This is a genomic window from Sporosarcina sp. AD_1 (assembly GCF_057373025.1).
The window spans coordinates 51913-64063 of record NZ_JBPVIR010000008.1 but is presented as its reverse complement, the minus strand read 5'-3'; the positions used below and the strand labels follow the sequence as shown (position 1 = coordinate 64063).

At 44.7% G+C, this 12151-nt stretch carries 14 protein-coding genes; 2 read left to right on the top strand and 12 right to left on the bottom strand.

Features of this window, described 5'->3' with window-relative positions; translation table 11 throughout:
• Positions 1-179 precede the first annotated feature (179 nt).
• From ACSW3C_RS15625 to ACSW3C_RS15575, 11 genes are all read right to left on the bottom strand, one after another.
• The gene (locus ACSW3C_RS15625) at positions 180-749 is read right to left on the bottom strand and encodes a manganese catalase family protein (RefSeq protein WP_238079986.1); all 570 of its coding nucleotides are present in this window, start codon (positions 747-749) and stop codon (positions 180-182) included.
• A gap of 15 nt (positions 750-764) precedes the next feature.
• On the bottom strand, positions 765-1034 hold the full coding sequence (locus ACSW3C_RS15620; RefSeq protein WP_486563720.1) for a spore coat protein CotJB: 270 nt from the start codon (positions 1032-1034) through the stop codon (positions 765-767).
• The gene (locus ACSW3C_RS15615) at positions 1031-1249 is read right to left on the bottom strand and encodes a spore coat associated protein CotJA (RefSeq protein ID WP_238079988.1); all 219 of its coding nucleotides are present in this window, start codon (positions 1247-1249) and stop codon (positions 1031-1033) included. The genes ACSW3C_RS15620 and ACSW3C_RS15615 overlap by 4 nt, the downstream gene beginning before the upstream one ends.
• 69 nt (positions 1250-1318) lie before the next feature.
• Positions 1319-1852, bottom strand: coding sequence for a mycothiol transferase (locus tag ACSW3C_RS15610; protein WP_486563719.1), 534 nt, complete (start codon positions 1850-1852; stop codon positions 1319-1321).
• A 2-nt stretch (positions 1853-1854) separates the two neighbouring features.
• The gene (locus tag ACSW3C_RS15605; protein ID WP_486563718.1) at positions 1855-2793 is read right to left on the bottom strand and encodes an aminoglycoside phosphotransferase family protein; all 939 of its coding nucleotides are present in this window, start codon (positions 2791-2793) and stop codon (positions 1855-1857) included.
• A gap of 24 nt (positions 2794-2817) precedes the next feature.
• Positions 2818-3543, bottom strand: coding sequence for an alpha/beta fold hydrolase (locus ACSW3C_RS15600; protein WP_486563717.1), 726 nt, complete (start codon positions 3541-3543; stop codon positions 2818-2820).
• A 4-nt stretch (positions 3544-3547) separates the two neighbouring features.
• Positions 3548-4063: a GNAT family N-acetyltransferase gene (locus tag ACSW3C_RS15595; RefSeq protein WP_486563716.1), complete on the bottom strand. Its 516-nt coding sequence runs from the start codon at positions 4061-4063 to the stop codon at positions 3548-3550.
• A gap of 305 nt (positions 4064-4368) precedes the next feature.
• Entirely contained in the window at positions 4369-5769 is a 1401-nt protein-coding gene (locus ACSW3C_RS15590; protein ID WP_486563715.1) for a SpoVR family protein, read from the bottom strand.
• Positions 5766-6923 carry a sporulation protein YhbH gene (gene yhbH / locus ACSW3C_RS15585; RefSeq protein ID WP_486563714.1) on the bottom strand — a complete coding sequence of 386 codons (1158 nt, stop codon included), beginning with the start codon at positions 6921-6923 and terminating at the stop codon, positions 5766-5768. Before yhbH ends, ACSW3C_RS15590 begins: the two co-directional genes overlap by 4 nt.
• Positions 6924-7108: 185 nt before the next feature.
• A complete protein-coding gene (locus ACSW3C_RS15580) occupies positions 7109-9004 on the bottom strand; it encodes a PrkA family serine protein kinase (protein ID WP_486563713.1) in 1896 nt (631 codons plus the stop codon).
• Positions 9005-9156: 152 nt separating this feature from the next.
• Positions 9157-9582 carry a DUF1801 domain-containing protein gene (locus ACSW3C_RS15575; protein WP_486563712.1) on the bottom strand — a complete coding sequence of 142 codons (426 nt, stop codon included), beginning with the start codon at positions 9580-9582 and terminating at the stop codon, positions 9157-9159.
• Positions 9583-9764: 182 nt separating this feature from the next.
• Between ACSW3C_RS15575 and ACSW3C_RS15570 the strand changes: the two genes are divergently transcribed.
• Together ACSW3C_RS15570 and ACSW3C_RS15565 are read left to right on the top strand one after the other, a co-directional pair.
• Positions 9765-10169, top strand: a complete 405-nt coding sequence (locus tag ACSW3C_RS15570) for a hypothetical protein (RefSeq protein WP_486563711.1) — start codon at positions 9765-9767, stop codon at positions 10167-10169.
• A gap of 123 nt (positions 10170-10292) precedes the next feature.
• Positions 10293-10700 (top strand): YugN family protein, encoded by a 408-nt coding sequence (locus ACSW3C_RS15565; RefSeq protein ID WP_486563710.1) that lies wholly within the window; start codon positions 10293-10295, stop codon positions 10698-10700.
• A gap of 39 nt (positions 10701-10739) precedes the next feature.
• Here the strand turns inward: ACSW3C_RS15565 and ACSW3C_RS15560 are convergent, their stop codons facing one another.
• Positions 10740-11963 carry a CynX/NimT family MFS transporter gene (locus tag ACSW3C_RS15560; RefSeq protein WP_486563709.1) on the bottom strand — a complete coding sequence of 408 codons (1224 nt, stop codon included), beginning with the start codon at positions 11961-11963 and terminating at the stop codon, positions 10740-10742.
• Positions 11964-12151 lie beyond the last annotated feature (188 nt).

The following is a 12151-nucleotide window of genomic DNA, read 5'->3' as shown; positions in this document are numbered from 1 at the left end:
AACTAGTATTTTAGTAACTATCTCTGCGTTGAAGACCCTATAAAAAGAAATATATAAACACTCAACTAGCAATGCGATAGGACTAGTTTAGTATAGGAACCTCTTTCTATATAAAAAACGTGCAGACAATGGATAGCATTGTCTACACACTACGCACTTATTCTTCTATGGCTGGCCACTTAGAAAAACTTCTTCCGGTCCCTTTCTTCTTTCAAGATTTCAACCGATTCTCTAAAACGTAGTGAATGTACATTTTCCCGCTCTCGCAAGAAACGCAGCGAGTCGTTCAGCGAAGTATCATCAGACACATCGATGATCCATTGGTAAGTTGCTCTCGCTTTCTCTTCCGCAGCGATATCTTCATAGAGGTCCGCTATTGGATCGCCTTTGGCCTGGATATATGTGGCAGTAAAAGGGACACCTCCAGCATTTTCGTAAAATAACGCGTTTCCATGACTGACAAAATGCGCGCCGAGCCCGGCCTCTTCCAATTGTTCCGGAGTCGCATCTTTTGTCAGTTTGTAAATCATCGTCGCAATCATCTCAAGATGAGAGAACTCCTCGGTAGCAATGTCATTTAACACCCCGATCACCTTATCAGGAACTGTATACCGCTGATTCATATACCGGAGTGCTGCAGCGAGCTCTCCATCCGCCCCGCCATATTGTTCTACCAGATACTTCGCAAGTCTAGGATTGCATGTGTCCACTTTCACTGGATAGAGCAGCTTTTTCTCATAAACCCACATATCGGTCCCCTTTCTTCACCTTTGCCATGGCCACGGCGGCTGATTCCAACGCCAGCCTGCCTCAATCGCCTGTTCGGTCGGGATGGAAGCAAGAGAGAGCGGACCGTATCGGCTTTCGTACTGATGCCTGATCTTCGAAGCCCGCTTGATCGCTTCTCTCCACTGATTCAAGGCATCCTGATCGTCCGGATGCGTGTTCGTGTAGAGGGTTAATTCAACCACTACAAAATCAGCTTCCTGCAACTGAAGCATCATTTCCCGTTCCTCTTCGAACGCTGGGTTCATGATATCCCCTCCTCCCGTGAAAATCCATCGACTAAAGCTGGCCAAAGCGAGCCATGGACCAATGCTTGTGCCGGTGTATACTGCGGAAGGCCGGGTGGCTGGAAGTTCATGAACAACTGTGGAGGCAGCACAAACTTCTTAACGAGAATGGGTGGACACGGATCTAAAGGTGAAACATAGGGCCTGTAACTTCCCCGGAAAGACGGGTGCTCCAAATCATCACTCCTCACGATATCGTATGCAGGCAGTGCATGTCTGATTCACCCGCCCAAGCTGCGGACAATCTAATTTTTCAATTTGCTCATCATCTTTTTAATGATTCTGATTTGGCCCCGATGACTTAGCTCGTCCTCAAAGACATGGAACCATTTGAAATAGTTATTGGCTGGGAGATCCCACCAAAATGGCTGTTGTTCAAATAGCCAGGAATCGGGCAATTTCTTAAATGTTTCGATGGTATGCTGTCTTGTTTCTTCCAATGCAGACAAATAATACTCGATGGGATTGCCTTTAATTTGTTCACGGGCTGGCGCTCCTAAATCCATGGCAGGATTCACCAATTCAATATCCTCCTCCGTAAACTCACGATCTTCAAATGTTAAAATTTGATATACCCTTTCCACAGACACTAAATGAGCAAGCAGCATGCCGATCGAATTGGCATCATCGTCATATAAATAATCAAGTTCTTCCACTGTCAATCCTCGTACTTCGTCTAACGTAGTATCCCTTGTGTAGTTCATCATGGAAACCAGCTTGCTGAACTCTTCGCCCAACCCTTCTTTTTTATCAATCAACAATAGAGTTTCATCTTTCATCTTCATTCTCTCCTTTTTAATAAAGTTAGATTATTAATCCTTGAACCTTCAAGCAACTCATTAAACCAGACGGCACATTGATAAGTATCCTGCCAATCAGACTGATCTTCTATTGCCCAGCATGCATATAAGGTAGACAAACCAACAGCAGTTTCCAGCAACCGGATTCGATCGATGTGCAATTCCTCACTGATGCGATTGATGCGGTACTCAAGCAGCGCATGAGGATCCGGTTTCTCCATCAAATGATTGATCATAAATGAAATGAGATCGAAACACGGATCTCCGCCTACCCCTTTCGGATCGATTGCTAACCAGCCCCTCTTCTCAGAATAAAGGATATTCTCATGATGCAAATCGCCATGAAGAAGGGCATGCTGATCCGTTTGCTCCATAATATTATTAATATATTCCTGTGCTTTGTGAATCAATTCAATCGGAATTTCCTGATTGCCGTTTGCATGGGCTTCATAGGCAGTCAATGAACCCGCCCAGTCTGTAATCATTGGAATCTTGCGGTCAGTCGGCAATTCCCGGCGTATCGCTTTCCATGTATCTAGAAAAATACGGACGACTTCCTCTTCGTCTTGCAGGTCCGATAGCATCGTACCTGGCGATAGTCTTTCGAGAAGCATAACCCCTTCCTCCCGATCTGCCTTCACTAATCTCGCACATCCCTTGCCATCGTACTGCTGAACGGTATCCATCTCATTCCGGCAATCAAAATTGGGAACCCCTAGTTTCAAGACGAAAGGCTGTCCATGTGCATCCTCAACGAACAGCACGTAATTATAGGATAAATTAGAAACCGGTCCTTGGATCGTCAATCCCCATTGTTCCGCATAATGAGCGACTTTCTCCGGTAGTGCTGCGAGCCACTTTTCACCTTCTTCCCGAAAACAACCAATAATTTTTTGTTGGAACTCAACAGGTATATCCATAAAAAAGTTTTCCACCTCTCGTAATTAGGATGAAGCTATTTTGTTTATAAAGCTCTCAACAATTTTTGAGTAGAGCAATGGCTGGTCTTGATGTACAAGGTGGCCGGCAAAAGGAAGAACCGCTACATGAAAATTTTCGTTCATCTTTGGATACTCGATAACTCCCATTACTTCATGCGCTTTGTCTTCACCTACCAGAAGGAGAGAAGGGCACTGAATAGAGCGAATCTCGCCAGTTTCATCGAAAGGATACCAATCCGTTTCGATTGATTCCTTTAAGAATTTCTTCCAATCAGACAGATGCAGCTGACTAAAGTATTGGACAATCTGCTCGTCCAAAAGCATAGCAGCTTGGTTGGCGGCATCCTTTTCACATAAGTCATTCCAATTATGCGGCCTTGTTGACGTGATGCCTGAGATGATCAAGCTGCTTAATCGGTCTGAATGAAGCTTGGCGAACTTCAATCCGATTAACGCTCCCAACGAACATCCAATCAGATGCGCTTTTTCAATTCCTAAGCTATCCATTGTTTCGATTAAATCAGTGACACTATCGGAAAAGTAAGTGGAGAACGCTACATCTTGTACATAGGATTTCCCGTGGCCCCGCAAGTCTGGAGTATAAACTTTGTAGTGCCCCTTAAAATATTCTTGCTGAAATAAAAAATCCGTCTGTCCAGTTTGCAATCCGGTATGCAGAAAAATCAGAGAATCCTTGCCTTCACCAGATACAGTGCAGTGCAAGCGCATCGTATCACCCTTTCTGCATCAAAATGCGATGATCCTTCCAACCATATGCAATCTCCAGGAGCTCTCCCCCGCCAATCGTAATAATTGCGCTGTCGATCACCTCACCGCCAAGACGCTCATAAAATTGCTTCGAAGGATTCTGTTCCAGCACCCAAACGAGCATTGAGGTAATTCCCATTTGGTCCAGCTCTTTTGAGATCGCCTCCACGAGTTGGGTGCCAATGTTCTTGCCTTGCGCATCCTCCAGCAAATAAATTGCATACAATTCGCCGGTATAATCAGCATATTTCCCAGATCTTTCTTTTCCACCTGTCGCAAACCCGACAATCTTCCCATTTTCATCCTCAGCGACATATAATGGATTCCCGCCGATCGCCCGGTTCCACATTTCGGCACGCTCTTCATGCGATAAACTTTCGAGATAGGAATCCGGAACAATTCCTTTATATGTTGAGCGCCAACTGTCGACATGCACAGTCGCAATCCCTTCTGCATCTCCCTGCTGAGCTTTCCGTATCATCAACACGCCCCCTTTCTTTCCATCTATTGCTAGTTTACAATACTTTCATAATAAACAGAAGAACTGCACGATTAATTGTTTCCGTAGCTTAAGCCCGGAAATCGGTCAATCATCAGCAGTGACCGGACATACTTCTACCAGAATTATTCACTATGCCGAGTTATCGTTCACTTTTCCGGTCACAAGTTCTCTTACCACAAACCAAAAAGGCAGCTTCTCGATCTGAAACGAACGAGATGCTGCCTTCTTGTAGCATTCCAAGTCATATTGTCAGTTCCCTCTTTCAGTCAGCAATCGATCTCGCCTTACGCATACCGCCGATGTATTTTCTTGCCGTCATATGAAAAGACAAGCTGCTTATCATCGACATACGTTTCTAGATGGACAATGCGTCCCCATAACTGATGTATATAGGGAAGGACGTTTTCAAGATATTGAAAATCAAGTTCCAATCCTTCATAACGGTGTACCAAATAGAGTTCCCCGTTTCTTACATAGTCACCATCCTGGACGACGATGTATGGAAATCCACCGTTCACCCGGTTCGCGACAATTTGATCTCGAACGGCTTCATACTGTTTGTCAGTGATCTTGTATTCATTTCCGCTCTTTTGAAAGATATAAAGATCTTCTTGTTTCATTAAATCCTTTGTTAAAAAGTTTCGGATGAAAGAGATATCAGAATCCATTTCTCTTACCTGAAACATCTTCTCCCGTCCGGAATTAGGCCGGATGCCCAATTCTTTCATTTCCTCTGTCGGATGGTCAAATCGCTTTTCAATATCCTCAAATATCTTTAATCCTAAATGATAGGGGTTTATGGATGTTTTCGAAGGCTGGATAACATTGGCGTTCAGGGTGGCAAACTCAATCGTTTCATCAGAGTCTAAATCTAATTCCCTCATAATCCGCTGATGCCAGAAGGTGGCCCAGCCTTCGTTCATAATTTTTGTCGACAGCTGTGGCCAAAAATAGAGCATTTCCTCTCGCAGCATCGTCAATATATCCCGTTGCCACTCCTCCAGCTCATCGCTGTATTGCAGAATAAATAACAGAAGATCTTTTTCGGGTGCTGGTGGGATTCGCTTTCGTTTTTGACTTTTCGCTCTCGGTTGGATTGTTCGGCGATCGAGTGCCCATAGATCATCATATGGGGTGATCACTTTCACCTCTTTCTCCTCTTCCTCTTCATCCAGCACATCGATGTTTTTCATTAAGGAAGGATCGATATGCTCTTGGATGGCGAGGACGGCATCGAGAAAACGCTCGACTTCTTCTTTTCCATATACCATTTCATACTGCGCGATCCGTTCAGCGGTCGCCGTCATACTTTCCACCATGTCCCGCCGGGTGTTCGAAAAATGGATATTGTTCTTGAAAAAGTCGCAGTGGGCGAGGACATGGGCGACAATCAATTTGTTTTGAATCAAGCTATTTGTATTGAGCAAAAATGCATAACAAGGATTTGAATTGATGACAAGCTCATATATTTGGCTGAGTCCCAAATCATATTGCAGCTTCATCTTATGAAATTGTTTTCCAAAGCTCCAGTGGGTGAACCGCGTCGGCATGCCATAGGCGCCAAATGTATAGATAATATCAGCTGGACAGATTTCATAACGCATGGGGTAAAAGTCGAGTCCGAATCCGGTAGCAATCTCCGTGATTTCATCTATCGCCCGTTCCAAATCCTTAAATGGCTTCATTCGGACCCCTCCTCCCTTTTCTGGAAAAAGCGTTTCAATGCGTAATAGACGTCCGCCTGCTCCTTCACGACATAATGATGGAATTTCGGATTGTTTATTTTTTCATAGGAATTCATGAGAGTGGAATATCTGCTGTGTGTATTGATTTCCCCGTACCCGAAAAGGTTTGACACCGCCATGAGTTCATCCACAAGCTGTACGCATTTTGTATTATCCGACGACATATTTTCCCCGTCTGAAAAATGAAAAGGATAAATGTTATAACGTGCTGGAGGGTACTTCGCGCGGATTAATTGCAGTGCTTTTGCATATGCGGTTGAACAGATCGTGCCGCCCCCTTCTCCTTTCGTGAAGAACTCTTCTTCCGTCACCACTTTCGCTTCCGTATGATGAGCTATGAATTCGAGCTCCACTTGTTCATATTTCGTACGCAAAAAGCGGGTCATCCAGAAAAAGAAGCTGCGGGCAACATATTTCTCAAACTTGCCCATCGAGGCGCTCGTATCCATCATCATGAGAACGACTGCCTTGGAATGAGGTTTTTGAATTTCATTCCATGTCTTAAAACGCAAGTCATCCTGATGAATCGGCGCAATTGCAGTACTGCCTTTCATGGCATTACGTTTTATCGCTGTCAGCAGGGTCCGCTTCTTATCAATATTGCCGATGAGACCCTTCTTTCGGATGTCATTAAATACAATCGTATCGACTGTGACGTCCGCTTGCTCCTTCGGCTCCATTGCAGGCAGCTCCAATTCCGAAAACAAAGCCTCTTCTAATTCCGCAACTGAAATCTCCGCTTCATAATAATCAGAGCCGGGTTGATCGCCCGCCTGCTTGCCATTTCCTGCGGCGCCCTTTTTTCCATCTTTGGCGACAACATCCCCGACTTTGCTCTCACCTTGCCCTTGGCCGACGTGCTTTCCTTTTTCATGGTTGTACCTTATTTTATATTCATCCAATGAACGGATCGGAATTTTGACCGTTTTGCGGCCGTCCGACAAGATAATGCTTTCCTCGCTGATCAAGTCAGGCAAGTTATTACGAATCGCCTCTTTCACTTTATCCAGATGACGCTGCTGATCCGTATGACCTTTCCGATGGAGAGTCCAGTTTTCCTGAGAAACGACGTAGCTCTTCTGATTTTCGTCCATATCATCTTCACCCCATCTTTTGACCGATTGTTTCCTTCATCATATGCAAAACGAAACCGGTAATTGACCAAATTAACAGAAGAACGAAAATCCTGCCCCGTTTGTCCATGGCCCCAAACTCGCCTGGCTCACTATTTAGAACGACAAAAAACAAGGCTGTCTTGCCTAGCCTTGTTTGATCATACTTATCGATTCAATAAGCTGCCTACATAACGCAGCAATTCATTGGCAGATACCGAATTATAGCCATAATCATCGATGAGGCGCGCCACCACTTCATTGATCTTTTTTAATTGGGATTCATCCGGCGTGGCAGAAGACGTGGTAATTTTTACGACATCCTTTAAATCGGCAAACAACTTTTTCTGTATCGCTTCCCGCAGCCGCTCATGTGACTGGTAATTAAACCGCTGTCCTTTTCTCGCATAGGCGGAGATCCGGATCAGAATCTCTTCCCGGAATGCCCGTTTCGCATTTTCGGAAATGCCAATCTGCTCTTCAATGGACCGCATTAATTTTTCATCAGGATTCATTTCTTCCCCGGTCAACGGATCTCTCAGTTTATGTTTATTGCAGAACGCTTCCACATTATCCAAATAATTATCCATTAACGTTTTTGCGGATTCTTCGTACGAGTACACAAACGCTTTTTGCACTTCTTTCTTTGCGATTTCATCGTATTCCTTCCGCGCAATGGAGATGTAATTCAAGTACGCTTCCTTCGCCTCGGATGTAATGGACGCATGCTGGTCGAACCCATCCTTCAACGAACGCAGGACATCGAGTGCATTAATGGAAGGCACTTCTTTTCGGATAATCGCCGACGAAATCCGGTTGATGACGTAACGCGGATCGATGCCGTCCATGCCTTCATTCGGATATTCTTTTTTCAGCTCTTCCAGATCGTTAATATTGAAGCCTTCAACATTTTCCCCATCATACAGACGCATCTTTTTCACGATGTCGATCCCTTGTTTCTTTGAAGCCTTCAATCTAGTCAGGACAGAGAAAATGGCTGCCACGCGCAATGCATGAGGTGCGATATGGACATGTGCCATGTCACTTTCGCGAATCATTTTATCGTAAATACGCTCTTCCTGGCTGACCTTCAAGTTATACGGGATCGGGATGACAATAATCCGTGAATGTAAAGCCTCATTTTTCTTATTGGAAATGAAGGATCGATACTCCGTCTCATTCGTATGCGCTACAATCAATTCATCTGCACTAATCAAGGCGAAACGCCCTGCTTTAAAATTCCCTTCCTGCGTCAGTGATAACAGATGCCACAAAAACTTCTCATCGAGCTTCAGCATTTCTTGGAACTCCATAATGCCCCGGTTCGCTTTATTCAACTCTCCATCAAACCGGTACGCTCGAGGGTCAGATTCAGAACCGAACTCCGCAATCGTCGAGAAATCGATGCTGCCGGTCAAATCGGCAATATCTTGGGATTTGGGATCGGAAGGTGTGAACGTCCCAATCCCAACCCGTTTATCTTCGGAGAAGAAAATCCTTTCGACTAGGACATTTTCAATCCTGCCCTCATACTCCTGTTCAAGACGCATTGTGTTCAACGGCGATAAACTTCCCTCAATGCGGATGCCAAATTCCTCGTAAAACTCCTCACGCAGATGGTTCGGGATCAGGTGGAGCGGATCCTCATGCATCGGACAGCCTTTAATCGCATAAACGGCGCCTTCCTCAGTCCTCGAGTATTCTTCAAGCCCCCGCTTAAGCATCGTGACAATAGTCGATTTCCCCCCGCTGACTGGACCCATTAACAATAATATACGTTTTCTGACGTCCAATCGTTTAGCAGCAGGATGGAAATATTCCTCCACTAACCGTTCAATTGCCTCATCCAATCCATAGATCGCATCATCGAAAAAATGATATTTCGTGAGCCCTTTCTCTTTCGTTGTGCCAAAGCTGTTAATCATATGATAAACGCGAGAATGTGACGTCTGTGCTACTTCCTTCCGTTCTTTCAATAGGTCTAGATACTCGGCAAACGTCCCTTCCCATTTCAGCTGATCCTCTTCCTCACGGGCCTGTTTCACCTTATTTAATATATCCATAATGTCCCCCCCAGTTGGAGCATGGTTTGCATTAGTCTATGCATACAAGGACGCGATGATGTACAAATCGATAGATCCTCTCTGGGGGAGTAGATAGAATTGATTGACATAAAAATAGGCAGCCCCATGATGAGAGGCTGCCAATCCATTGTTCATTTTTCCTCTGGATAAAGGTCTTGCAAAAACTCAACCGATTGTCTGATCAATTTTCGTAGGATCTCTTCATCGATATCGTCTACCTTATTAATATAGACACACGCTTTCCCGGCTGTATGTTTACCGAAGTGTTGAAGCAATTGATCCCTATTCGGATCTCCAGTCGCAAAATACAAACTGATTTTCGCTTTTCGCGGAGAGAAGCCGACTAGCGGCGCATCCCCTTCATGACCGGAGTCATAAACGTAATGATAGCTGCCAAATCCGATAATACTCGGTCCCCACATTTTCGCTTCGAACCCAGTTGTGTCACGAAAAAGGTCAAGCAGCCGATACGCATCTTGCTTTTTCTTCGGGCTTTCCACTTGCTCAATAAATTCAATGACCGACTGGTCCGTTTCTTTCGTCTTTTGTTCATACATAGAAGGCTTCTCTCCCTGCATTTTGATTTATCATAGCATACATCCTCATCTGAATCGCTCCATTTTGCTGTTTTATTCTGATAATGTGCCTCGGTTGACCTGTGCATTCGAGGAAATTAAACTAGACTAGTCCCATTTTTTGATTGTAAACAAGGGAAACTATTTTGCAAAGGAGCACAACGATGAAAAAAATAATCACATCCATGCTATGCATCCTCCTATTATCGGCTTGCAGCACAAATAATTCTGAGAAAGAGCCTGCAACTACAAAAAATCCCGCTACCGAAACTCAATCTGCCAACGACGTATCGAATGAAGCGAATTCAGATGCAGCTGCTGACAATGACACAAGCTCAACGGACAACAAATTGGCTTCATATGATGAATACGATACCATTGCATCTACGATTGACCTGTCCAACAACAAAGGAATCGTGGAAACAGATAACAAAGGAAACCGCGTCATTTTATTTGAAGACGCCAATGGGATTAAAACATACAAAAGCATCTTTACGAAACATGACCGTTTTTTGAAAATCATTGATTTATCCACTGATCAACTGTTGTTTAAAGATCGGCTCAACTAAACGCAAAGCTTGAAACGTTCATGGCGTTTCAAGCTTTTTGCATATAGAAGTAAGTATGTCAATGGTAGTATAGCCACGCCGTTAGATGTAAACCATAAATGTAAAGAAAGGAGCTGACTTTACATGTTGGAATTGCAAACTGGCATCGAAGGCCTGCAAGCACATTTCGGGCCGACAATGGATTTAATTAGCGACTTAGGATATAAATTAGGTGGCGGCTGGGATTACGACGGCGGCTGTTTTGATTCGGTCCTCTGGAGAGAGGGCGGCGAGACGATTTACTTGCGCATACCCTTCCATGTTAGCCATGGTGAACTCGATCAGTATCATACATCGATCGTTTTTCGCACCCCATATGTTATCAAACATGTCGTCAATGTCGGCTTGGACCGGGATGCTAGCTCGCTAACAACAGCGACGTTCAATCAATTCCAAGATCCCATCGACAAAGACGCAGAAATCCGTGACAAGAGCAGATGGGAAGAAGCCGGCGAACAAGCTGTTGAGGAAGTCATTACTTTATTGCAATAAAAACAGGAGCATGGAATTCCTTCCATGCTCTCTTTTAGTTCAATTATTCGCCTGTATATAACCGTTTTTTCCTGCCTTCATCCCCGAAAGGAGGATAATGAACGAAGCGATAAGTAACACTACCAATGATACGGACCAACTTCCCGTCACATCATGCAGCGAGCCGAACAGGACCGGACCGATTGCGGCAAGCAAATAGCCGAAAGACTGTGCCATTCCCGAAAGCTCTGCGGCTTCCACCGGTGTATGTGTCCGCAGCGTGAAAAACATCATAGCGAGCCCAAAGGATGCGCCGCCGGCTATGCCTGTAATGACCATCCATAGCGGTACCAAACTTGATCCGCCGACGAGAATTCCACCATAACCGATCAAGTAAAGCAGCACGATGATGATTACGATGAGCCGCTGGTCCTTCAACTTCCCTGCGACTATCGGAATAATAAATGTCATGGGCAATTGGGCAATTTGCAAAAGAGACAGCATCCATCCGGCTTGGCCCGCGTCAAGTCCTTGGGATTTAAGCACTTCAGGCAACCATGCCGAAGTCGTATAAAAGAGGAGGGACTGCAATCCCATGAATAGCGTAACACCCCATGCGACTGGCGAACGCCAAAGTGTGGTTGGCCGTTTCGTTCTTGAACTCGGAAGAGATGTTGTTTCGTTCTTGCTGCGTCTTAATTGTGGCAACCAAATAAGAATCGCAAGCCCTGTCAGAACTGCCCAGACGCCAAGTGCCCCCTGCCAGCCATACGATGTCTTTTCTAAGATCGGTACACTTAGCCCAGAAGCAAAGGTAGCCGAAATATTCATCGAAACCGAATAAATTCCTGTCATTAGCCCGATTTGGAGCGGGAAGCTAAGTTTCAGAATAGCCGGCAGCAGTACGTTACCGAATGAGATGGCAACGCCAATTAAAAATGTTCCTGTAAAGAGGAATAGAATGCTCCCTGCTGAACGCAGCAAAATACCAGCCGTTAAGAGACAAAGTGAAAAGAATAATGTCGTTTCCATGCCGAAGCGGCTGCTCACTTTCGGAACGAGCGGTGAAATGAGTGCAAAGGCTAGAAGAGGTATTGTTGTGACAAAACCTGCCACAGCGTTTGGAATCCCTAAATCATCACGAAGCGGCGCAATAATCGGGCCGACAGAAGTGAGCGGCGCCCGAAGTGTAGCTGCAATACAAATGATACCGAGGATTAAAAGCCAGCTGGCCCGCTTGTAGGTTAGCTTTTTTGAAATATGTATAGTTTGTTCCTTTTCCAATCAACCAACCTCCTTTTATTAGATTTCAAAAGACACAAAGAGCATTTACAAGATCAAACTCGTTGCCCTCTATGATTGCTTTAAAAGGATAGCATACATCGAACCATAAAAAAACGGATTCCAGAGTACTTGGAACCCGTTAATTAATGGAACAAAAATGTTCCCTCTTATGAATAGCGATTCTCTGA